The following is a 23,122-nucleotide window of genomic DNA, read 5'->3' on the forward strand; positions in this document are numbered from 1 at the left end:
ACGATGTCTGAAGTGTGTCATCTGAACCGGCTGCCTTGTGGCAGCCGGTTTCTTGATTTAACCCGTCCGCAGGTGATGGGTATCCTCAATGTCACTCCCGATTCCTTTTCCGATGGCGGTCGTTTCGGCCAGCGCGACGCGGCCTTGCGCCATGCCGAGGCGATGGTGCGGGCTGGCGCCAGCCTGATCGATGTCGGTGGAGAGTCCACGCGTCCCGGGGCGCGAGCGGTGTCGCCGGTTGAAGAGCTGGAGCGCGTTGCGCCAATTGTCGAGGCCATTGCTGCCGAGCTGGATGTGATCATCTCGGTGGATACCTCGACGCCCGCGGTGATGCGTGAAACTGCGCGTCTCGGGGCTGGCTTGATCAATGATGTACGTTCGTTGCAGCGTGATGGGGCGCTGGATGCTGCCGCCGATAGCGGTTTGCCGGTGTGCTTGATGCATATGCGCGGTGAGCCGACCACCATGCAGCAGAATCCTCAATATTCCGATGTGCTGGTCGAGGTGCGCGACTTTCTGATCGAGCGCATGGCGGCCTGTGCGGCGGCGGGGATTGCGCGCGAACGGCTGATTCTCGATCCGGGCTTTGGCTTCGCCAAGACTCAGGAGCACAATCTCAGCTTGTTCAAGGATTTGCAGTCGCTACATGAGTTGGGTCGGCCGCTGCTGGTCGGCGTCTCACGCAAGAGCATGATCGGCCGGGTGCTCGGTCATGAGGTTGGTGGACGTCTATACGGCAGTCTTGCCCTGGCGGCCTTGGCGGTAACCAAGGGGGCGCACATCCTGCGGGTTCATGATGTGGCTGAAACCGTCGATGTGGTGCGTATGCTGGCTGCAGTCGAAGCAGCTGAATAAGTAATCAAGGAATCGTGGTCATGGCTAGAAAATATTTTGGTACCGACGGTATTCGTGGGCGTGTCGGCGAGTTTCCCATCACCCCGGATTTTATGCTCAAGCTCGGCTGGGCAGCCGGCATGGCATTTCGCAAGCAAGGCAAGTGCCGAATTCTGATCGGCAAGGACACGCGGATTTCCGGTTACATGTTCGAGTCGGCGCTGGAGGCCGGCTTGTCCGCGGCGGGTGCCGACGTCATGTTGCTGGGGCCGATGCCGACACCGGCAATCGCCTACCTGACTCGTACCTTTCATGCCGAGGCCGGTATCGTCATCAGTGCCTCGCACAACCCGCATCACGACAACGGCATCAAGTTTTTCTCGGGGCAGGGCACCAAGCTGCCTGACGAGATCGAACTGATGATCGAGGAGTTGCTCGATGCGCCGATGACCGTGGTCGAGTCCGGGCAGTTGGGCAAGGTGTCGCGGATCAACGATGCAGCGGGGCGCTATATCGAGTTCTGTAAGAGCAGTGTGCCGAGCAGTACCGATTTTGCCGGACTGAAGATCGTGGTCGATTGCGCCAATGGTGCGGCCTATAAAGTGGCGCCTAGCGTGTTTCGCGAACTCGGGGCCGAGGTTTTAGTACTCTCGGCCCAGCCTGACGGCCTGAATATCAATCATGACTGCGGTTCTACCCATGTCGAAGCCTTGCAGGCCGCGGTGGTGGCGCAGCAGGCCGATCTGGGCATCGCCTTCGATGGCGACGCGGATCGTGTGCTGATGGTCGATCACACGGGCGCTTTGGTTGATGGCGATGAGCTGTTGTTCATCATTGCGCGTGATCTGCAGGAGCGCGGCAAGTTGCAAGGCGGTGTGGTTGGCACTCTGATGAGCAATCTTGGTCTGGAGCTGGCGCTGGCCGACCTGGGTATTCCCTTCGTGCGGGCCAAGGTCGGCGATCGCTACGTGGTTGCCGAGCTGCTGGCGCGCAACTGGCAGATGGGTGGGGAGAACTCGGGGCACCTGGTGTGTTTTCAGCACACCACGACGGGTGATGCGATCATCGCTGCGCTGCAGGTGCTGCTGGCGCTAAGGCGTCGCGGGCAGAGCTTGGCAGAAGCGCGACAGGGTTTGCGCAAGTGTCCGCAAGTGCTGATCAACGTGCGTTATTCCGGTGGGGTCGACCCGCTCGAGCACCCTGCTGTGCGGGATGCCAGTGCGCGGGTGACCGAGCAAATGGCGGGCCGCGGTCGCGTTCTGCTGCGCAAATCCGGTACCGAGCCGTTGCTGCGGGTGATGGTCGAGGGCGACGATGAGGCCCTGGTGCGCGGCTATGCCGATGAATTGGCTAAGGTTGTTGCTGAAGTCTGTGTTTGATCGCTTGCCAGTCCCGGTGCCGTTGGGTAACATCTGCGCCCTCTTTGATCGATGAGGTAAAGCATGCGTCGCCCCTTGGTAGCTGGTAACTGGAAAATGCACGGTACCCGCGCCAGCGTCGCAGAGCTGATCAACGGTTTGCGTCAGCAGGTGTTGCCTGCTGATGTCGAGATTGCTGTGTTTCCGTGCTCTTTACATATCGCTGAGGTTTTCGGTGGTCTGGTGGGTACGGGTGTTACGGTCGGTGCGCAAGATTGTGCGGTCGATCCTGAGCAAGGCGCTCTTACGGGTGAGGTCGCTGCCAGCCAGTTGCAGGATGTTGGCTGTGCCTTGGTGTTGGTTGGTCATTCGGAGCGGCGTTTGCTGCTTGGTGAGACCGATGCCGAGGTGGTGCGCAAATTTGCTGCCGTGCAGTCTTGTGGTTTGACGCCGTTGTTGTGCGTGGGCGAGACCCTTGCGCAGCGAGAGGCGGGCAAGACCCTCGATGTGGTTGGTGCGCAGTTGGCCAGCGTTGTCGAGGCTCTGGGCATTGAGGCTTTTATTCGGGCAGTGGTTGCCTATGAGCCGGTCTGGGCTATTGGTTCGGGTCTGACGGCGTCACCCGAGCAGGCGCAGCAGGTACATGCCGCTATCCGTGCGCAGTTGGCCGCGCAGAGTGCTGAAGTGGCGTGTGCGGTAAGAATTCTATATGGCGGCAGTGTGAAGGCCGCCAATGCAGCCGAGTTGTTCGGTATGCCAGATATCGATGGGGGGCTTGTTGGTGGGGCCTCTCTGAATGCGGATGAGTTCGGTGCGATTTGTCGCGCCGCAGGAAGCTGACATAATGCTGGAAACAGGCGTAGTAGTTATTCATCTGCTGGGTGCGATCGGTGTGGTTGCGCTGGTTTTATTGCAGCAGGGCAAGGGTGCGGATGCAGGTGCGTCTTTTGGTTCTGGCGCCTCAGGTACCGTATTCGGTAGCCAAGGTACCTCTACCTTTTTGAGTCGCGTTACTGCTATACTCGCCACCGCTTTTTTCTTAACTAGCTTGGGCTTAGCGTTCTTTGCTAAAGAAAAGGCTGATGCGCTGACTCAGGTTGGTTTGCCTGATCCAGCGGTGTTGGAAGTGCAGCAGGTCAAGCCCGCTGTAGAAGATGTACCCGTGCTCGAAGAGCAAAAGCCGGCTGTTGACGCGGCTGACGTACCTCAGGCTCCAGAGCAGTAACAAGCAATACGCAACAAGTGATTTTGCCGAGGTGGTGGAATTGGTAGACACGCTACCTTGAGGTGGTAGTGGCCATAGGCTGTAGGGGTTCGAGTCCCCTCCTCGGTACCAATTTACAAGAAAGCCCGCAGCATGCGGGCTTTCTTGTTGCTGAAGCGCTGGTTGACCCTTGCGAGGGTTCGGTCGTATACTTCGGCCCCAGCTTTGACGCGGGATGGGACGGTCTGGTGGCTCGTCGGGCTCATAAGCCGAAGGTCGTTGGTTCAGCCAGAGTCCTCCCGCGACCAGCAGCAAAGCCCCTTTTCAGGGGCTTTTTGCTAGCTGGGAGACAGATTTGCCGGTCTTTAGAGGTCGGTTAAAGGGATGGGCGTTTCGCCCATTTTTCATTTGCACAGCATGCGCGAGGGGCTCAGGTGTCGAGCAAGCTAGAACAGTTGCAGGCCTTGGTGGCCCCGGTAGTCGAAGCACTCGGCTATGAATGCTGGGGTCTCGAGTTCCTGTCGCAAGGGCGGCATTCTTTGCTGCGAATTTATATCGATCATGCCGATGGCGTTCTTATCGAAGATTGCGAGAAGGTCAGTCGGCAGATCAGTGGTGTCCTCGATGTTGAGGATCCGATCAGTGCGGAGTACACCCTGGAGGTGTCTTCGCCCGGTATGGATCGGCCGCTGTTCACGTTGCAACAGTTCGCCAGCCATGCCGGCGAACAGGTGAAAATCAAGCTGCGTTCGCCTTTCGAGGGGCGCCGTAACTTTCAAGGTCTCCTCCGTGGCGTGGAGGAACAGGACGTGGTGGTGCAGGTGGATGACCATGAGTTCCTGTTGCCGATCGACATGATCGACAAGGCCAATATTATCCCCAGGTTTGATTGAGACGCGGATCCCGCGGATCCAATGGATTGCGAAAGGCGAGGCGTACGATGAGCAAAGAAGTACTGCTGGTTGTTGAGTCGGTGTCCAACGAAAAGGGCGTACCGGCTAGCGTTATATTCGAGGCGCTGGAATTGGCCCTGGCCACTGCCACCAAAAAGCGTTTTGAAGACGAAGTCGAGTTGCGTGTGGCGATCAATCGCCAAACGGGCAACTATGAAACTTTCCGTTGCTGGACAGTGGTTGAAGAAGCCGATTTCGATGACCCTGCGCATCAAGTTACCGTTGATATGCCGCGGGCGATTGAAGCCAATGCGGCAGTCGGTGATGTGCTCGATGAAAAGATCGACTCCATCGAGTTCGGTCGTATTGCTGCGCAAACCGCCAAGCAAGTCATCGTGCAGAAAGTTCGCGAAGCCGAGCGTGCCCAGGTGGTTGAAGCCTACCGTGGGCGTTTGGGCGAAATCATCTCCGGCACTGTGAAGAAGGTGACTCGCGATAATGTGATCATCGATCTGGGTAACAATGCCGAGGCGCTGCTGGCGCGCGAGGACATCATCTCGCGGGAAACTTTCCGCGTCGGTGCCCGGGTTCGTGCCTTGCTCAGGGAAATCCGCACCGAGAACCGCGGTCCGCAGCTGATCCTCTCGCGTACCGCGCCGGAAATGCTGATCGAATTGTTCCGCATCGAAGTGCCGGAGATCGCCGAAGAGCTGATCGAAGTCATGGCTGCTGCGCGCGATCCTGGTTCGCGTGCCAAATTGGCCGTGCGCTCCAAAGACAAGCGTATCGACCCGCAAGGTGCCTGTATCGGCATGCGTGGGTCGCGCGTGCAAGCAGTATCCGGCGAGTTGGCCGGCGAACGTGTGGATATCGTGCTGTGGGATGACAATCCCGCGCAGTTTGTGATCAACGCCATGTCGCCAGCGGAAGTTGCTGCAATCATTGTCGATGAGGATGCCCATGCCATGGACATCGCCGTCGGCGAAGACAACCTGGCGCAGGCTATTGGCCGTGGTGGTCAGAACGTTCGTTTGGCCAGTCAACTGACTGGCTGGACGCTGAACGTGATGACCGAAGCGGACATCCAGGCGAAGCAGCAAGCAGAAACCGGCGACATCCTGCAGCACTTCATCGACGAGCTGGAAGTCGACGAAGAGCTGGCCCAGGTGTTGGTCGAAGAAGGCTTCACCAGCCTGGAAGAAATCGCTTATGTGCCGATGGAAGAGATGCTCAGCATCGATGGTTTTGATGAAGACATCGTCAGCGAGCTACGGTCACGGGCAAAAGATCGCCTGTTGACCAAGGCCATCGCCACAGAAGAAAAACTGGCAGACGCCCACCCGGCCGAAGACCTGCTCTCACTTGAGGGTATGGACAAAGGCTTGGCGCAAGAACTGGCAGTACGCGGTGTGGTTACCCGCGAAGACCTGGCCGAGCAGTCGATTGACGACCTGCTCGACATCGACGGCATCGACGCAGAGCGTGCCGGCAAGCTGATCATGGCCGCCCGAGCCCATTGGTTCGAGTAAGTTTTACGGCCTGAGGAGAGAAGTGCATGACGCAAGTCACGGTGAAAGAACTGGCCCAAGTGGTCGACACACCGGTAGAGCGCCTGCTGCAGCAGATGCGTGAGGCGGGTTTGCCGCACAGCAGTGCCGAGCAAGTTGTTACCGATAACGAGAAGCAGGCTTTGCTTGCCCATCTCAAAAGCAGCCACGGCGTGAAGGTTGAAGAGCCGCGCAAGATTACCTTGCAGCGTAAAACTACCAGCACCCTTCGGGTGGCAGGTAGCAAGACCATCAGCGTTGAAGTGCGCAAGAAGAAAACCTTCGTAAAGCGCAGCCCTGAAGAGATCGAGGCCGAGAAGCAGCGTGAGCTGGCTGAACAGCGTGCGGTCGCCGAAGCGGCACGGGTGAAGGTAGAAGAAGAAGCCAAGCGTCGCGCAGCTGATGGCGCGCAGGCTCAAGTACCTGGCGCCAAAGCTGACGAGACGACTGCAGCTGTAGCGGTTGCGCCGGTCGAGTTGCCGGTGGCCGCTGCAGTGGTTGAAGAGCGCAAGAAAGACGAACCGCGCCGTCCCGACAAGCCGCGTAATGAAGATGCCGATCGTCGTGGTGATCGCAAGACCACCCAGCATCGTCCTGCGGTCAAGGAAAAGGCACCGGCACCCCGTGTGGCGCCGCGCAGCGTCGACGAAGAAAGCGACAGCCATCGTCGTGGTGGGCGTGGCAAGTCCAAGCTGAAGAAGCGCAATCAGCATGGCTTCCACAGCCCGACTGGTCCGGTCGTACGTGATGTCGCCATTGGCGAAACCATCACCGTCGGTGAGTTGGCTCAGCAGATGTCGGTTAAAGCGGCTGAAGTCATCAAGTTCATGTTCAAGCTGGGCACTCCGGTGACCATCAACCAGGTACTGGATCAGGAAACTGCCCAGTTGATCGCCGAAGAGTTGGGCCACAAGGTCAAACTGGTCAGCGACAACGCCCTGGAAGATCAGCTGGCCGAGTCGCTGAAGTTTGAAGGCGAGACCTTCTCCCGTGCGCCGGTTGTGACCGTAATGGGTCACGTTGACCACGGTAAGACCTCGCTGCTCGACTATATCCGTCGCGCCAAAGTGGCTGCAGGCGAAGCCGGCGGCATCACTCAGCATATCGGCGCTTACCACGTCGAAACCGATCGTGGCATGGTCACCTTCCTCGATACTCCGGGTCACGCGGCGTTTACCGCCATGCGTGCCCGTGGTGCCCAGGCGACCGACATCGTGATCCTGGTTGTAGCGGCGGACGATGGTGTAATGCCGCAAACCATTGAAGCGGTTCAGCATGCCAAGGCCGCCGGTGTACCGCTGGTCGTTGCCGTGAACAAGATCGACAAGCCAGGTGCCGATCTCGATCGCATCAGAAGCGAGCTGTCCGTTCACGGTGTTACGTCCGAAGAGTGGGGCGGTGATACGCCGTTCGTTTCGGTATCGGCGAAAGTCGGTACTGGTGTCGACGACTTGCTGGAAGCGGTCCTGCTGCAAGCCGAAGTACTCGAGCTTAAAGCGACCCCGTCCGCTCCTGGTCGTGGCGTCGTGGTTGAGTCGCGTCTCGACAAGGGGCGTGGCCCGGTTGCCACCGTGCTGGTTCAGGACGGTACGCTGCGCCAGGGCGACATGATTCTGGTCGGCTCGAACTACGGCCGTATTCGCGCCATGCTCGATGAAAACGGCAAGGCCATCAAGGAAGCGGGTCCGTCGATTCCGGTCGAGATCCTCGGTCTGGATGGCACTCCGGAAGCGGGCGACGAGATGAGCGTGCTGACCGACGAGAAGAAGGCCCGTGAAGTGGCCATGTTCCGTCAAGGCAAGTTCCGCGAAGTCAAGCTGGCTCGTGCTCACGCCGGCAAGCTCGAGAACATCTTCGAGAACATGGGCCAGGAAGAGAAGAAGACGCTCAATATCGTCCTCAAATCCGACGTCCGTGGTTCGCTGGAAGCCTTGCAAGGCTCGCTCGGTGGCTTGGGTAACGATGAAGTGCAAGTGCGTGTGGTCGGTGGCGGCGTCGGTGGTATCACCGAATCCGATGCCAACCTGGCGCTGGCCTCCAATGCTGTACTGTTCGGCTTCAACGTGCGGGCCGATGCTGGCGCGCGCAAGATCGTCGAGCAGGAAGGTCTGGATATGCGTTACTACAACGTGATCTACGACATCATCGAAGACGTCAAGAAAGCTCTGACCGGTATGCTCGGCAGCGATGTTCGCGAGAATATTCTGGGTATCGCCGAAGTGCGTGACGTGTTCCGTTCGCCGAAGTTTGGCGCGATCGCCGGTTGCATGGTGCTCGAGGGTATCGTGCACCGTAACCGTCCGATCCGCGTCCTGCGCGAAGACGTGGTTATCTTCGAAGGCGAACTGGAATCCCTGCGCCGCTTCAAGGACGACATGTCCGAGGTGCGTGCCGGCATGGAGTGCGGTATTGGCGTGAAGAGCTACAACGACGTCAAGCCTGGCGACAAGATCGAAGTGTACGAAAAAGTCCAAGTGGCTCGCAGCCTGTAACAGGCATGTAGCAGCGAGTTGCAATATGCAGCGCCCGGCCCCGTTTTTGCGCGGCCGGGCGTTTGCCGCTTTTAGGTCCGGCGTTTTTCAGGACGTCGTGGCGAGTGGAAGGTAGTATAAATGGCCAAAGAATATAGCCGTGCCCAACGCATCGGCGACCAAATGCAGCGTGAACTGGCGCAATTGATTCGTCTGGAAATCAAAGACCCGCGCCTGGGCGGGCTGGTGACCATTACCGCGGTGGAAGTCAGCCGCGACGCCAGTCATGCCAAGGTTTTCGTCACCGTGATGGGCGCTGAGCCAGAGGAAGGCGTCGATCGCGTGGCGCAAAGTGTCAAGGTCCTCAACGACGCCAGCGGTTTCCTGCGCATGCAGTTGGGTAAGGCAATGAAGCTGCGCAGCGTGCCCAACTTGCGCTTCCACTACGACGAAAGTGTGGTGCGGGGTGCGCAATTGTCCGCGTTGATCGAGCGGGCCGTCAGTGAAGACAATTCGCACGGCGACGAAACAACCGAGGCCAAGGAGTAAGCGCGTGGCTCAGGTGAAACGTATTCGTCGTCCGGTCAATGGCATCATCTTGCTGGATAAGCCGCGCGGCTTCAGTTCCAACGCTGCGCTGCAAAAAGTCCGTTGGTTGCTCAACGCCGAAAAAGCCGGGCATACCGGGAGTCTCGATCCCTTGGCTACTGGCGTGTTGCCGTTGTGCTTCGGCGAGGCGACCAAGTTCTCGCAGTATTTGCTGGACGCCGATAAAGGCTATGAGACCCTGATGCAACTGGGCGTCACCACCACCACCGCCGATGCCGAAGGCGAAGTGCTGGAGCGTCGCCCGGTGACCGTTGGTCGTGCCGATATCGAGGCATTGTTACCGCGTTTTCGCGGTGAAATCAGCCAGATACCGCCGATGTATTCGGCGCTCAAGCGTGACGGGCAGCCGCTGTACAAGCTCGCCCGTGCCGGTGAGGTGGTGGAGCGCGAGCCGCGTTCTGTTACTATTGCGCGCTTGGAATTACTGAGCTGCGAGGCGGAGCAAGCGTGCCTGGCGGTCGACTGCACGAAAGGCACCTATATACGCACTCTGGTCGAGGATATCGGCCACTTGCTCGGTTGCGGCGCCCATGTTGCGCAGCTAAGGCGTACCAAGGCGGGCCCTTTCGGGCTAGACCAAACGGTGAGCCTGGAGGCGCTGGAACAGGCCCATGCCGAGGGTGGTCATGAGGCTGTCGATCAGTTTCTGCTGCCGGTGGACAGTGGCCTGCTGCATTGGCCGTTGTTGCAGTTTTCCGAGCACAGTTCGTTCTACTGGCTGCAAGGGCAGCCGGTACGCGCACCGGAAGCGCCGAAGTTCGGCATGGTACGGGTGCAAGATCACAATGGTTGCTTCATCGGGATCGGTGAAGTGAGCGAAGACGGGCGCATTGCGCCGCGTCGTTTGATTCGGTCGGTATGACCGTGGCGTTGGTGGAGGGCTTCGGTTCTCGCCAGCGTATCGAGGGTGGCTGTTAATAGGCACGGTCATTCCTCACTTTAAAATCACGGGAAGCGATTCCCGGCCTATTGCAACTGTTTCGGCCGTTGCCTAACTGAGAGGACGCCCACATGGCACTCAGCGTTGAAGATAAAGCCCAGATCGTTAACGACTACAAGCAAGCTGAAGGCGACACCGGTAGCCCGGAAGTGCAAGTTGCCTTGCTGACCTTCAACATCAACAAGCTGCAAGGTCACTTCAAAATCAACGGTAAAGACCACCACTCGCGTCGTGGCCTGATCCGTATGGTTAACCAGCGTCGCAAGCTGCTGGATTACCTGAAGGGCAAGGACGTTAGTCGTTACAGCGCCCTGATCGGTCGCCTGGGTCTGCGTCGCTAAGCAATGCTTATGCGTAGCTGACTGCCGAAGCTGGAAGTGGGGTGCGTCCCTGCTTCCAGCTTTTGCGTTTCAGTCGTACGCATTTAACCGCCTGTTAGGACAGTGTCGGGTTCGACTCCCGCAACTGCCCACGAATTCTGCAAGAAACCGCTTTCCCCAAAGGCAAAAAAGAGAAGGAAAACACCGTGAACCCGGTAATCAAGAAATTTCAGTTCGGTCAATCGACCGTTACCCTCGAGACTGGCCGTATCGCCCGTCAAGCCACTGGCGCAGTACTGGTCAGCGTTGACGACGACGTCAGCGTATTGGTGACCGTGGTCGGCGCCAAGACTGCCGACCCAAGCAAGGGCTTTTTTCCCCTGGCTGTGCACTACCAGGAAAAAACCTACGCTGCCGGCAAGATCCCCGGCGGCTTCTTCAAGCGTGAAGCCCGTCCGTCCGAGAAAGAGACCCTGACCTCGCGCCTGATCGATCGGCCGATCCGTCCGCTGTTCCCGGAAGGTTTCCAGAACGAAGTGCAGGTTCTCTGCACCGTGGTTTCCACTAGCAAGAAGACCGATCCGGACATCGCTGCAATGATCGGTACCTCGGCGGCCCTGGCGATCTCCGGCATCCCGTTCGACGGCCCTATCGGTGCTGCACGCGTAGCCTTCCACCCGGACTCCGGCTACCTGCTGAACCCGACTTATGAGCAGCAGAAAGCCTCCAGCCTGGACATGGTCGTGGCCGGTACCGCTGATGCCGTGCTGATGGTCGAGTCGGAAGCCAAAGAGCTGACCGAAGACCAGATGCTGGGCGCCGTGCTGTTCGCCCAGGAAGGCTTCCAGTGCGCGATCCAGGCTATTAAAGAGTTGGCTGCCGAAGCCGCCAAACCGACCTGGGATTGGCAGCCTAAGCCGGAAAACACCCAACTGCTGGCTGCCATTCGCAGCGAGTTCGGTGCAGAAATCTCCAAGGCCTACGCCATCACCGTCAAGCACGAGCGTTATGCTCGTCTGGGCGAGTTGCGTGAGCAGATCGTCGCCAAGCTGTCTGGCGAAGAAGGTCAACCGACTGCCGCCGAGGTGAAAGCAGCCTTCGGTGAAGTCGAATACCGCACCGTGCGCGAGAACATCGTCAACGGTCAGCCGCGTATCGACGGCCGCGACACCCGCACCGTACGTCCGCTGGCCATCGAAGTCGGCGTGCTGCCGAAGACCCATGGTTCGGCACTGTTCACCCGCGGCGAAACTCAGGCCCTAGTGGTTGCGACCCTGGGTACTGCACGTGATGCACAGCTGCTCGACACCCTCGAAGGCGAGCGCAAAGACCCCTTCATGCTGCACTACAACTTCCCGCCCTATTCGGTCGGCGAGTGCGGTCGTGTCGGCTTTACCGGTCGTCGCGAAATCGGCCACGGCCGCCTGGCCCGCCGCAGCATCTCGGCGATGCTGCCGAGCGCCGACGAGTTTCCGTACACCATTCGTGTGGTATCGGAAATCACCGAGTCCAACGGTTCCAGCTCCATGGCTTCGGTCTGCGGTGCTTCCCTGGCGCTGATGGATGCCGGTGTGCCGATGAAGGCACCGGTTGCCGGTATCGCCATGGGCCTGGTCAAGGACGGCGAGAAGTTCGCCATTCTGACTGACATCCTCGGCGACGAAGATCACCTGGGCGACATGGACTTCAAAGTAGCCGGTACCGCCAAGGGTGTTACCGCGCTGCAGATGGACATCAAGATCAAGGGCATCACCGAAGAAATCATGGAAATCGCCCTGGGCCAAGCCCTGGAAGCGCGCCTGAACATTCTCGGCCAGATGAACCAGATCCTCGCTACCTCGCGTAACGAACTGTCGGCCAATGCGCCGACGATGATCGCGATGAAAATCGACACCGACAAGATCCGCGACGTGATCGGTAAGGGTGGCGCAACCATCCGTGCCATCTGCGAGGAGACCAAGGCCTCGATCGACATCGAAGACGACGGCACCATCAAGATCTTCGGTGAAACCAAGGAAGCGGCAGAGGCTGCGCGTCAGCGCGTTCTCGGCATCACCGCCGAGGCCGAGATCGGCAAGATCTACGTCGGCAAGGTCGAGCGCATCGTCGACTTCGGCGCCTTCGTCAACATCCTGCCGGGCAAGGACGGTCTGGTGCACATCTCGATGCTGAGCGATCAGCGCGTCGAGAAGGTCACCGACATTCTTAAAGAAGGTCAGGAAGTGAAGGTCTTGGTACTGGACGTGGACAACCGCGGCCGTATCAAGCTGTCGATCAAAGATGTGGCAGCCGCTGAAGCATCGGGCGCTTAATTACCCGCGAGCTTTACGCGTTTAAAGAACGCCCTTTAGGTCAAGCCGTTCAGTAACCGTGTTGATGAACTGAGCTGAAAGACTTGCCCCGCCTGGGCCGGAAATGAAAAACCCTCGGAAGATAATTTCTCCGGGGGTTTTTTGTTTCTAGTGGCCAGATCGATTAACCCTTCCATGGGCTCAAGCCGGTCCATAACCGTGTAGGAGAAGCGGCCCGCGGCGAATGCAGCCCGCTGGGCTGCCAGGTTGTGCTGGCGCGGTGCAGGGCACGCCGAGGTCGGGCCTCCCACAGATAAGACTCAAACCGGCGAATTTGAGTTAACCATCCAACCGTGCAGGCCACTGGATCCGGCGCTAGTTGGGCTTAACTACTCGGCATCAACACCTTCAGTGAGCGGCTTGCCTTCAGGCCCTGTTTTTGTGCGCCCGGCAGGGGGCACTCACTTGGAAGCGAAGGCCCTCTAAGTAGGCGGCTTTGCAGGCAGGTCGAAGCGGGTGTGCTTGAGTTTAGTGTCGTGCAATTTGCCCGAGAATATTGGCCTGAGCATGCAGACTGCATGGTTAAGGGTTTTTATTGTTTCGTTAAGTGCTTGATAAATAAAACTATAACTGGGTTTTAGAGTTGGCGCATGGCTTGCAACAGTACAGGGGAGACTGCAGCTTGGAATGGCTTGCAGATTGTTTGCAACGTACAGGAGTCAATACCCATGAAAAAGCCAATCAATACGTTCGCTTTTGCCGCTATCACCGCTACGGTTTTGAGCCTGTCGCTTGCGGGTACCGCCTTCGCCGATAGCCGCACTGCCGCGCAGCCGATCATGCTGGCTGCAAGCGCCACCATGGACAAGGCCGAAGAGGCTGTTTCCGATACCTGGATTACCAGCAAGGTGAAGTCGACCTTCCTTGCCGATGACAGCCTCAGCGGTCTGGATATAAAAGTTGAAACCAACAAGGGGGTGGTTTCCCTTTCCGGGGTGGTTGCCAGTGATGCCGAGCGTGACCTGGCGATAGCTAAAACCAAGGAAATCAAAGGTGTTACTGCGGTGTCTGCCGACGGCCTGAAATCCGCCGACTAAATCACGTGGCAAACCGCCCGGCTCATACCAGTCGAGCCGGGCCTCACCAGCGAACGGGACAACCGCATGAATACCGACGTAATCAAAGGTAAGTGGAAGCAACTCAATGGTCGTATCAAGGCGCGTTGGGGCAATCTGAGCGACGATGACCTGGATGTGGCCGAAGGCCATAGCGAATACCTGGCCGGCAAGCTGCAAGAGCGTTACGGTTGGACCAAGGAAAAGGCCGAGGATGAGTTGCGCGACTTCAGCAGCAAGCTGTAAGCGCAAACGTAAGATCAAAGCCCTGCGGGTCATGCTCGTGGGGCTTTGTCGTGTTCAGTTGCCGCGCTTGCTGTCGATAGTGCGCAGGCGGTTACCCTCGAATCGCAGGAAATAGTACATGCCATTGCGCGGGCCGTAGGTCCATTCTTCCACCGACACTTCGCGACGAAAACCGTAGATGTCGATCACTTCGCGGTAGCCGATAAAGTCACGGCTCTTCGGTTCGCCGCATTTGCCGAGCACTTCGCTGCTGGCGTCGTCGGTGCTGATCAAGGCGCTGCCGCAGCGCAAGGTCGAGGCCTGGACGCTACCGGCCAGCAGAATGAGCAGGGCAGTGAGGAGCGCTTTCACGGGGTTAACCAGTTCGACAAGGATATGCCTCAGGCTACCTTGCGGGCAGGCGTTTGTCAGTGGCCGCGTCGGCGTTCGATGTGGGTCAGGCGGTTGCCCTCGAAGGTCAGGATGGTGAGCATGCCGTTGCTGGGTCCGTAGACCCATTCCTCGATCTTGAACTCGCGCCGTTCGTATGACCCGAGGGTGTAGCCAACCAGATCACGGAAGGCCGGCTCACCGCATTTCTGCTCCACTTCAAAGGAGCGATCACCGACGCTGACCAGTTGGCTGCCGCAGCGCAGGGTATCGGCCTGGGCCGTAGCGGCGCAGCAACTGAGCGCCAAGGCTAGAAAAATGGGGCTAAGCCGTCTCATAGTGGACTCCGTCTCATCGGCTATCGAGGCTCAGCGACGTCGCCACTCGGCCGTCCGCTTGCGCCTGGCCGAAGCCGACATCCAGCAGATAGATGCGTTCGTCAGTCAGGCCGCCACGCTCGACCAGATAATCCTTGATGTTGGAGGCGCGGGTCTGGGCCAGTTGGCGTTGCAATAATTGGCTTTTGCTCCAGAACTGGAGGACGGCATTGCGTAAATTAACGACCCGCTGTTGCTTGTCCAATTCGTTCCATGCGGCGGGCGGTTGCTGTTTCAGGCGGCGGCGGTAGATGGCTTCGAGCAGCGGGCCTTTTTCGTCGTCCGCGACCTGTAGTTGGCTGGCATCGACCGGGACCGTATCGCCACGGCGCTGGAGAATCTTGTGATAGGTGTTCTGGTATTCGCGCTCTAGGCGCTGCTCGGCCAGTGGCAGGCCGTCGCTGCTTTGTGCGCTGGTGCCTTCGACCTCCAAGCTCAACGCCGGGCGCTCCTTCAGGGCTCTGGCGAGTAGGTCCAAGGCGGATTGGGCGCTGCTGTCGAGTTCGCTGCTGCCCGGGTTGAAGTGCACCGTGCTCAAGTCCATCGCAGAGCCGCCGCTGATCAAGCCGCCAAGAAATTTGAACGGCGCTTGAACCGCGCGCAGGATCAGATTGCGCAGGGTTTTCCAGACAATTGGCATCACGCTGAATTGGGGTTGTTGAGGTCGCCCTGCACCGGCAGGCTCAGGGCAATCTTGCCGTCGCTATCCTTGAGCAGGGCGACCGCTAGGCGAATCGGCAAGTCGACCGCGCTGGGGCTATCGACTTTTTCACCCAACTGCAACTGTTCGACCACCACGCTGTTCTCGGCATTCAGCTTGCCCTTGCTGATGCGGTAATGCAGGTCAAGATTGAGGCGTCCCTTGCGGATGCGATAGCCGGCGAATTTTCCGGAATAGGGCGTCAGAGTGGTTAGTTCGACCTGTTTGAACTGCGTGATGATGTCCAGACTGTCCAGCGGGTCGAAGGGGTTAAGGCTGCCCTTGATGCTGACCGGTGCGTAGCGGTCGATCTTGCCGACGATATCGACGTTGGCCGGCGCTTGCGTGCGGCTGTCGAGGGTACCGATGCTGCCGTGGAGCTGCTGGATGGCGGTGGCAAAATTAGGGGTCAGGCTGAAGTCGGCGAAATTGACCGAACCGTCGGCGAGGGTGACTTCGCCGATATGGATACTCAGCGGTTTGCTGGCCGACTCGGACTTGGCAGCAGGGGCAGCGGATTCTGCGGGGCTGGTCGCTGGGGCGATTAGCAGTTCGCTGGCGTTGGTAGTCAGGTCTTCATTGATGATAAAGCGTGCATAGGGCTGGCTGAGCTGCACTTTGTCGATATTCAGGCTGTCGCCGTGCTGGTAGTTCAGGCCGAGTAGGTCGAGCTGCTGCCAGCGCACGAAGTCGCGCTCCTTGAGGGTGTCGAGGGTATGCAGCTGGTTGATCTGGGCCTTGCCGGTGACGCTAAAGGCCAGCGGCTCGGTCGCGCTCAGGGCGAGTTCCAGGTCGCTATCGAGCAGGCCGCTGCGTAGCTCGATTCGCACAAAGGGGCTGAGGTAGGCCTGGGCCACGCGCAGGTCGAGCGCACGAGTAGCGACTTGCAGGCTAGCGGTGGTCGGGTTCAGTTGTGCCTGACCTTCGGCGTGCAACTTGCCCTGTTTGCCCAGGCCGGTATCCAGTTTGAGCGTGAAGGGCGAGGTACCCAGGCTGTCGAAGTTCTGCAGGTCGAGGTCGAGCGGGCCCAGATCGAGTGCAACATCCTGCTCTGGTACACGGTCGACCAGGTGCACCTGATAGTTACGCAGTTGCACATCGCGCAGCAGCACTTGCCAGGGTTTCCCCGGCGCCGCGGCTGTGCTTTTCTGCGGCGTCCGGTTCTGCTGTGCGGTGTCGGGCGCCGCGCTGGCGAACAGTTTCTGCCAGTCCAGTTGGCCGTCGGCTTCACGGGCGGCCCAGGTTTCCAGTTGCTGGCTGCGTAACTTGCCGACCACCACCCGTTGTTTGACCAGATCCAGGCTGCTGTCGCTGATTTCCAGGTTGGCCAGTTTGACCAAATGGCGGCCGTCCGGCGCTTTGATGGCGAACGGGGCGATCTTGACCTGGATGTTGTGCAGCAGCAGTTGGGTGTTATCGGCCAGGCTCAGCGTGTAGTCGGTGGCCAGGTCGATACCCCCTCCTCTAGTACCAGGGGCACGGCATCGCGTACATAGGGCCAGAGGGCCTTGATCTTGCCGTCGCTGATTTTCAGGCTGCCACTGGAGCTGAGCGGCACCAGACTGATCTGTCCGTTCCAGTCGATCCGCCCCCCATTTTGGCCGGTGGCGACCAGGGTCATTTCGGCACTGTCGTCGGGCCGGGTGCTGAGGTTGTGCAGCTCTACGCTAAGGTCGTCGTAGAGCAACTCGATGGGCTCGCTCGGCCGCAGATCCAGGAAGTGCAGGTTGCCGCCGGCCAGTTTGATGTGGGCGATGCGTAGCGGGAAAGGCTCGCTCGGCGGCTGCTCGGTGGCCGGCTCGGCACTGGCTGGCAACTTGAACAGCTGGGTCAGGTTGAGTGTTCCGTCCTTGGCGAACTGCACCTGGGTATGTGGCTTATCCAGTTCGACAGTACTCAGGTGCAGAACGCCACGCCACAGGCTGTCGAGTTGCAGGTTGGCATAGAGGCGCTCGAAGGCCACTTGTTCCTGGCCGGGTTCGCCGATGCGCAAGCCCCAGAGGCTGGCTTCCAGGCTAAAGGGGTTGAGTTGCACGCGTTCCAGCGTGGCGGGCGCGTTGGCGTATTGCGCAAATTGCTGGTTGGCGATACGCAGGCCGATGCCGGGCAGGATCAGAAAGCCCAGCAGGCTATAGAGTGCAATGGCAATCAACAGGGCGCCAGCGGCGCGCTTTATTCCTTTAAGCATAAAAACGCCATCAATCGCGACGAGAAATGCTTTGGAGTATGGCACGCGTGGGTAGTTCCAGAGGTAAGGCGGGCGGTGTTTTCTGTGCGGGCTCGGGGTTGGCTTAGAACTGCAGGATCAGGGTTTTCAACGGTGGTTGGCCGTCAAGTGAAGGAAAGTCCGGTGCTGGCGCCAGCACCTGACAGTCGCGTACCGGGCGGCCCAGCTTTTCCGCGCAACGCAGCACTTGCGCGCGCCAGTCGCTGAGGGCGACCTTTGCCAAGTTGTTGCAGCAGATCAGCATGCCGTCATCGGCGGTGGCGAGAATCGCCGGTTTGAGCAGGCTTTGGTAGTCGCGCAGCAGGTCGACGGTGCCGAAGGCACTCTTGGCCCAGGCTGGCGGGTCGAGCAAGACCCGGTCAAACTGGCGCGGTTGCAGGCGCGGGTAATCGGGCAACTTATGCCCGCGCCGTGCGCTGATTGGCAGCCCGGCCAATTGGCGAATCGCCGGAAAATAATCGGATTGGATGAACTGCATGGGCGCCAGTCCGGGATTGAGTGCGGCGTTTTCGCGACCGACCGCCAGGTTGCCTTCGGCAAAATCCAGGTTGATCACTTCGCGGGCGCCGCCAGCCGCGGCGCTGAGGCCGACGCCGCAGGTATAGGCGAACAGGTTGAGCACGGATTTTCCGGCACTGTGCGCCTTGATCCAGCCGCGGGCGTTACGCAGGTCGAGAAACAACAACGGATCTTGTCCGGCATGGCGACCGCGCACGCGATAGTTGAGGCCCCATTCATGACCGATCAGGTCTTCCAGGGCCGCCGGCTGGGCCTGATAGACCGGGTCGCTGCGATCGATCCGCGAATTGCCCTGGCAGCGGTCGTTGTAGACCAGCAATAGCGGCGTATCGAGGGCCTGCTTGCACTGCTCAGCCAGTTGCAGCAGCTGGTCATGACTGAGGCTTTGATGAAAGCTTTGCACCAATAACTGCGGGCCGTAGCGGTCGATGGTCAGACCGCTGGCGCCTTCCTGGCTGCCGTGGAACAGCCGATAACAGTCGGTGCCTTGCTGGTTCAGTTCAGCGAGCAATGGCTGGCGATGGGCTAGTGCGGCGCGCAGCGCCTGTTCGAGAGAAGGCATACGCTGCGACTCGGAGAAGGGGGCGCGCAGTTTATCAAGAAAAGCGCTGGAGCCTGCTATGCCAGCCAGTTGGGCGGGTGCAACCCGCCGATGGCTGGGGTTGCACCCGCCCTTCGCGGGGAGCGTTATTTATCCGCGTTCAATCGCCAAAGCCACGCCCTGACCGCCACCGATACACAGAGTGGCCAGGCCCTTGTGGGCATCGCGCTTGATCATCTCGTGCAGCAGGGTCACCAGAATCCGGCAGCCGGAACCGCCGATCGGATGGCCGATGGCGATGGCGCCACCGTTGACGTTGACTTTGCTCGCATCCCACTGCAATTCCTTGCCAACGGCCAGGGCCTGGGCGGCAAAGGCTTCGTTGGCCTCGATCAGGTCCAGCTGCTCCAGGCTCCAGCCGGCCTTGGCCAGGCAGCGCTGGGTGGCGGAGACCGGGCCGATGCCCATGATTGCCGGATCGACGCCGGCGTTGGCGTAGCCGGCGATGCGCGCCAGCACCGGTAGACCGAGGGCCTGGGCTTTGCCTGCGCTCATCAGCAGCACCGCGGCGGCGCCGTCGTTGAGGCTGGAGGCATTGCCGGCAGTCACGCTGCCGTCTTTCTTGAACGCCGGCTTGAGCTTGGCCAATGATTCGGCGGTGGTGCTGGCGCGCGGCTGTTCGTCAGTAGCGAAGCTGAGCGGTTCGCCTTTGCGCTGCGGGATCAGGATCGGGGTGATTTCATCCTTGAAGCGGCCGGCCTCGATGGCGACGCAGGCCTTGCGCTGCGACTCGGCGGCGAAGGCATCCTGTTCCTCGCGGCTGATGGCGTACTTGTCCACCAGGTTCTCGGCGGTGATGCCCATGTGGTAGTCGTTGAAGGCGTCCCACAGGCCGTCTGTGATCATCGTGTCGACCAACTGGGCGTGGCCCATGCGCAGGCCGGTACGTGCGCCGGGCATGACGTAGGGGGCCAGGCTCATGTTCTCCATGCCGCCGGCGATGATCACCTCGGCATCGCCGCAGCGAATCGCCTGGGCGCCCAGGTGCAGGGCTTTCAGGCCCGAACCGCAGACCTTGTTCAGGGTCAGTGCCGGTACCGCATGGGGCAGGCCGGCGAGGATCGCTGCCTGGCGTGCCGGGTTCTGTCCGCTGCCTGCGGTGAGCACCTGGCCGAGGATCACTTCGTCGACCTCGGCGCCGTTCAGGCCGGTTTGTTCCAGCAAGCGGCGGATCACCGCGGCGCCCAGTTCGGGGGCGGCAATGCCCGCCAGCGAACCCTGGAAGCTGCCGACGGCGGTGCGGGTGGCGGCGACGATGACGACTTCTTGCATGATGGGGTTCCTCAAGAAAGTGGGGGCGGCGAGTTGCAGCAAGGGCGCTATGGTTGCACAGGGGCTTGGTTTTGGGCCAGTGGGGGAACCGGCCGGTCAGGCGCAGGCGTGATAGACACCGGCCTGGCGCCGCATCAAGCGGGCGGCAGGCCCAGGCGTTTGCGCGCGCGGTGGATGGCACCGTTGCGCACGGCCCAGCGCAACACGGGGGCCAGGCTGTGAACGCCGGCGTGAATCACGCGGCTGCGCACTGGACCGATGGGTTGTTCGAGCATGTTCTGCGCCCAGGCCGGCAGCAGGTCGATGCCGGCCTGGGTCAGCAGTTTGCCTACCGGGACGGCGAGGGCGCTGGGCGCCGGGGCATTGAGCAGGATGCGCAGAATCTCCCGGGAGCGCTGTTCGCAGCGCAACTGCGGGCGGATGGCTGCCAGGTAGGCGCTGATTTCGTTGCGCGAGCGCGGCACCTGGCTGGCGCCGAGGCGCTCGGCGATCAAGGCGATCTCGGCGTAGTAGCGATCCTGGTCGGCCTCGCTCAGTCGGGGATTGCGGTAGCGCAGGTGGGCCTGGAGAAAGCTGTGCACCTCGGCCACGTGCACCCAGGTCAGCAGGGCGGGGTCGCTGGCCGCATAGGGGCGGCCATCCGGCGCCGTGCCGGTAACCTGCAGGTGGATACGTGTGACCTTGTCGATCAGCCAGTCGGCATCGGCGCGGGCGCCGAAGGTGGTGCCGGAGATGAACTGGCCGGTGCGGCGCAGGCGGCCGAGCAGATCGTCGCGAAAATTCGAGTGATCCCAGACCCCGGCCAGCGCCAGCGGGTGCAGCGCCTGCAGGAGCAGGGCGCTGATGCCGCCGATCAGCATGCTGGTGAAGTCGCCATGCACCTGCCAGCTGATTGAGTCGGGGCCGAACAGGCCGGGGTCACCCTTGGGGTGTTCGAAGTCGATCTGACCCAAGGCGATGCCGCTGAGGCTGAATACCTGGCTTTCGATACGCCGGCGAAGAAATTCCATCAACAGCTAATGCTCGGGTTGCAGGGAAGGGAGGAGCCAGTTTGCTGGTTCCTCCCGCGAGGTTACAGGGTAGGGCGTACTCGCCAAGCAGTGCGCCAGCCGAGGCAAAGGAAACGCCACGGCGGCGGACTGTTCGCTGCGCTCCTGAGCGGCCGCCGCTGGTCCGCCCTAGGTTTTAGCGGTTCAGGCGCTGCTCGATCAGGCTGTCCACCACGCTGGGGTCGGCCAGGGTCGAGGTGTCACCGAGGGTGTCCAGCTCGTTGCAGGCGATCTTGCGCAGAATGCGGCGCATGATCTTGCCCGAGCGGGTTTTCGGCAGGCCGGGTGCCCACTGGATCATTTCGGGTTTGGCGAAGCTGCCAATTTCCTTGCCGACCATGTCGAGCAGCTGTTTTTTCAGATCATCGCTGGGCTCCACGCCGCTCATCGGCGTGACGAAGGCGTAGATGCCCTGGCCCTTGATGTCGTGCGGGTAGCCGACCACCGCCGCCTCGGCGACCGCATCGTGCAGCACCAGGGCGCTTTCCACCTCGGCGGTGCCGATGCGATGACCGGAGACGTTGATCACGTCGTCGACCCGGCCGGTGATCCAGTAGTAGCCGTCTTCGTCGCGGCGTGCGCCATCGCCGGTGAAGTAGTAGCCGGGGTAGGGTTTGAAGTAGGTGTCGACCATGCGCTGATGATCGCCGTAGATGCTGCGGATCTGGCTCGGCCAGCTGGCCTTGATCGCCAGCACGCCGCTGCCCGGACCGTCGATCTCCTTGCCCTGCTCGTCCAGCAGCGCCGGTTGCACACCGAAGAACGGACGGGTCGCCGAGCCGGGCTTGAGGTCGGTGGCGCCGGGCAATGGGGTGATCAGGATGGCGCCGGTTTCGGTCTGCCACCAGGTGTCGACGATCGGGCAGCGCCTGTCGCCGACCACATTGAAGTACCACTCCCAGGCTTCCGGGTTGATCGGCTCACCGACACTGCCGAGCAGGCGCAGGCTGCTGCGCGAGGTTTTCTTCACCGGCTCTTCGCCTTCGCGCATCAGGGCGCGCAGGGCGGTCGGCGCGGTGTAAAAAATGTTCACCTGATGCTTGTCGATTACCTGCCAGAAGCGTGAGGCGTCCGGGTAGTTGGGCACCCCCTCGAACACCAGGCTGGTGGCGCCGTTGGCGAGCGGGCCGTAGACGATGTAACTGTGGCCGGTGACCCAGCCGACATCGGCGGTACACCAGTAGATATCGCCTTCGTGGTAGTCGAACACGTACTTGTGGGTCATGGCGGCCATCAACAGGTAGCCGCCGGTGCTGTGCAGCACGCCCTTGGGTTTGCCGGTGCTGCCGGAGGTGTAGAGGATGAACAGCGGGTCTTCGGCGTCCATCGGTTCCGCAGGGCAGTCGCTGCTGGCGGCCTGCAGCGCCTCGTGGTACCAGATGTCGCGGTCCTCCACCCAGTCGATCTGGCCCTGGGTGCGCTCGACCACCACCACCGTGGCGACGTCCGGGCAGCTCTGTAGCGCCTTGTCGACGTTGGCCTTGAGCTGCACGTACTTGCCGCCGCGCACACCCTCGTCGGCGGTGATCACCGTGCGGCAATCGGCATCGAGGATGCGGTCGCGCAGAGCATCCGGGGAGAAGCCGCCGAACACCACCGAATGCACCGCACCGATGCGCGTGCAGGCGAGCATGGCGTAGGTCGCCTCCGGGATCATCGGCATGTAGATGCACACCCGGTCGCCTTTACCCACGCCGCGGCTCTTCAGTACATTGGCCAGGCGGCAGACGTGATGGTGCAGCTTGTTGTAGGTGATGTTGGCGGACTCGGCGGGGTTGTCGCCTTCCCAGATCAGGGCGATCTGCTCGCCGCGCTGCTCCAGGTGCCGGTCTATGCAGTTGTAGCTGACGTTCAGTTGCCCGCCCTTGAACCAGCTGACTTGGCCCTTGTTCAGGTCGCCGCTATAGACCTCGTCCCAGGGCTTCGACCAGTCGAGAAAGGCTTTGGCCTGTTCGGCCCAGAAGGTTGCCGGTTGCTCGATGGAGTGACGATACAGGCGCTGGTAGTCGTCGTGGTTGAGGTGCGCGCGCTCTCGCACGACCTTGCTGACGGGGTGGCGGGTGATCTCGAACATGGCTGGTCCTTATTCTTGTCTGGCCTCGATGGCCTAAGGTTAGCACCCGAGCCGTCGTCGGGTTCAAGTGCAGCGCATGGCCTTGACTGCGAATCCGTGGCCGGCG

At 60.6% G+C, this 23,122-nt stretch carries 19 protein-coding genes, 1 tRNA gene and 1 pseudogene; 14 read left to right on the plus strand and 7 right to left on the minus strand.

What is annotated here, in order from left to right; all coding sequences use genetic code 11:
* Nucleotides 1-3: 3 nt before the first annotated feature.
* The 14 genes from folP to B2D37_RS22565 all read left to right on the plus strand — a co-directional run bounded on the left by folP (nt 4) and on the right by B2D37_RS22565 (nt 13,828).
* The gene (gene folP, locus B2D37_RS22500) at nt 4-855 is read left to right on the plus strand and encodes a dihydropteroate synthase (protein WP_079204772.1); all 852 of its coding nucleotides are present in this window, start codon (nt 4-6) and stop codon (nt 853-855) included.
* Nucleotides 856-875: 20 nt separating this feature from the next.
* Complete coding sequence (glmM, locus tag B2D37_RS22505; protein WP_079204773.1) at nt 876-2,213, plus strand: phosphoglucosamine mutase; 1,338 nt, start codon at nt 876-878, stop codon at nt 2,211-2,213.
* A 63-nt stretch (nt 2,214-2,276) separates the two neighbouring features.
* Nucleotides 2,277-3,032: a triose-phosphate isomerase gene (gene tpiA, locus B2D37_RS22510; RefSeq protein WP_079204774.1), complete on the plus strand. Its 756-nt coding sequence runs from the start codon at nt 2,277-2,279 to the stop codon at nt 3,030-3,032.
* A 4-nt stretch (nt 3,033-3,036) separates the two neighbouring features.
* Nucleotides 3,037-3,417 (plus strand): preprotein translocase subunit SecG, encoded by a 381-nt coding sequence (gene secG, locus B2D37_RS22515; protein WP_079204775.1) that lies wholly within the window; start codon nt 3,037-3,039, stop codon nt 3,415-3,417.
* A gap of 25 nt (nt 3,418-3,442) precedes the next feature.
* Nucleotides 3,443-3,528 (plus strand) — tRNA-Leu (locus B2D37_RS22520).
* Nucleotides 3,529-3,830: 302 nt separating this feature from the next.
* Nucleotides 3,831-4,289 (plus strand): ribosome maturation factor RimP, encoded by a 459-nt coding sequence (rimP, locus tag B2D37_RS22525; protein WP_079204776.1) that lies wholly within the window; start codon nt 3,831-3,833, stop codon nt 4,287-4,289.
* 47 nt (nt 4,290-4,336) lie between these two features.
* A complete protein-coding gene (gene nusA, locus B2D37_RS22530; RefSeq protein ID WP_079204777.1) occupies nt 4,337-5,818 on the plus strand; it encodes a transcription termination factor NusA in 1,482 nt (493 codons plus the stop codon).
* 26 nt (nt 5,819-5,844) lie between these two features.
* Complete coding sequence (gene infB / locus B2D37_RS22535) at nt 5,845-8,328, plus strand: translation initiation factor IF-2 (RefSeq protein ID WP_079204778.1); 2,484 nt, start codon at nt 5,845-5,847, stop codon at nt 8,326-8,328.
* A gap of 120 nt (nt 8,329-8,448) precedes the next feature.
* Complete coding sequence (gene rbfA, locus B2D37_RS22540) at nt 8,449-8,856, plus strand: 30S ribosome-binding factor RbfA (protein ID WP_079204779.1); 408 nt, start codon at nt 8,449-8,451, stop codon at nt 8,854-8,856.
* Between the two features lie 4 nt (nt 8,857-8,860).
* On the plus strand, nt 8,861-9,778 hold the full coding sequence (gene truB, locus B2D37_RS22545) for a tRNA pseudouridine(55) synthase TruB (protein ID WP_079204780.1): 918 nt from the start codon (nt 8,861-8,863) through the stop codon (nt 9,776-9,778).
* A 149-nt stretch (nt 9,779-9,927) separates the two neighbouring features.
* Nucleotides 9,928-10,197: a 30S ribosomal protein S15 gene (gene rpsO / locus B2D37_RS22550; RefSeq protein WP_079204781.1), complete on the plus strand. Its 270-nt coding sequence runs from the start codon at nt 9,928-9,930 to the stop codon at nt 10,195-10,197.
* Between the two features lie 185 nt (nt 10,198-10,382).
* Nucleotides 10,383-12,488 (plus strand): polyribonucleotide nucleotidyltransferase, encoded by a 2,106-nt coding sequence (gene pnp, locus B2D37_RS22555; RefSeq protein WP_079204782.1) that lies wholly within the window; start codon nt 10,383-10,385, stop codon nt 12,486-12,488.
* Between the two features lie 707 nt (nt 12,489-13,195).
* Entirely contained in the window at nt 13,196-13,564 is a 369-nt protein-coding gene (locus tag B2D37_RS22560; RefSeq protein ID WP_079204783.1) for a BON domain-containing protein, read from the plus strand.
* A 66-nt stretch (nt 13,565-13,630) separates the two neighbouring features.
* Nucleotides 13,631-13,828 (plus strand): CsbD family protein, encoded by a 198-nt coding sequence (locus B2D37_RS22565; protein WP_079204784.1) that lies wholly within the window; start codon nt 13,631-13,633, stop codon nt 13,826-13,828.
* A gap of 54 nt (nt 13,829-13,882) precedes the next feature.
* Here the strand turns inward: B2D37_RS22565 and B2D37_RS22570 are convergent, their stop codons facing one another.
* The 7 genes and pseudogenes from B2D37_RS22570 to acs all read right to left on the minus strand — a co-directional run bounded on the left by B2D37_RS22570 (nt 13,883) and on the right by acs (nt 23,016).
* Nucleotides 13,883-14,179 carry a DUF2845 domain-containing protein gene (locus B2D37_RS22570; RefSeq protein ID WP_256573128.1) on the minus strand — a complete coding sequence of 99 codons (297 nt, stop codon included), beginning with the start codon at nt 14,177-14,179 and terminating at the stop codon, nt 13,883-13,885.
* 56 nt (nt 14,180-14,235) lie between these two features.
* Nucleotides 14,236-14,535, minus strand: a complete 300-nt coding sequence (locus B2D37_RS22575; RefSeq protein ID WP_079204786.1) for a DUF2845 domain-containing protein — start codon at nt 14,533-14,535, stop codon at nt 14,236-14,238.
* 13 nt (nt 14,536-14,548) lie between these two features.
* Nucleotides 14,549-17,462: pseudogene (locus tag B2D37_RS22580) on the minus strand (DUF748 domain-containing protein).
* Nucleotides 17,463-17,565: 103 nt separating this feature from the next.
* The gene (locus B2D37_RS22585; RefSeq protein WP_079204787.1) at nt 17,566-18,582 is read right to left on the minus strand and encodes a class I SAM-dependent rRNA methyltransferase; all 1,017 of its coding nucleotides are present in this window, start codon (nt 18,580-18,582) and stop codon (nt 17,566-17,568) included.
* A 129-nt stretch (nt 18,583-18,711) separates the two neighbouring features.
* A complete protein-coding gene (locus tag B2D37_RS22590; protein ID WP_079204788.1) occupies nt 18,712-19,893 on the minus strand; it encodes an acetyl-CoA C-acetyltransferase in 1,182 nt (393 codons plus the stop codon).
* Nucleotides 19,894-20,027: 134 nt separating this feature from the next.
* Nucleotides 20,028-20,903, minus strand: a complete 876-nt coding sequence (locus B2D37_RS22595) for an oxygenase MpaB family protein (RefSeq protein ID WP_079204789.1) — start codon at nt 20,901-20,903, stop codon at nt 20,028-20,030.
* Nucleotides 20,904-21,078: 175 nt separating this feature from the next.
* Nucleotides 21,079-23,016 (minus strand): acetate--CoA ligase, encoded by a 1,938-nt coding sequence (acs, locus tag B2D37_RS22600; RefSeq protein WP_079204790.1) that lies wholly within the window; start codon nt 23,014-23,016, stop codon nt 21,079-21,081.
* Nucleotides 23,017-23,122 lie beyond the last annotated feature (106 nt).

It is taken from the genome of Pseudomonas sp. CC6-YY-74 (assembly GCF_002025205.1).
Taxonomy (GTDB): Bacteria; Pseudomonadota; Gammaproteobacteria; order Pseudomonadales; family Pseudomonadaceae; genus Aquipseudomonas; species Aquipseudomonas paeninsulae.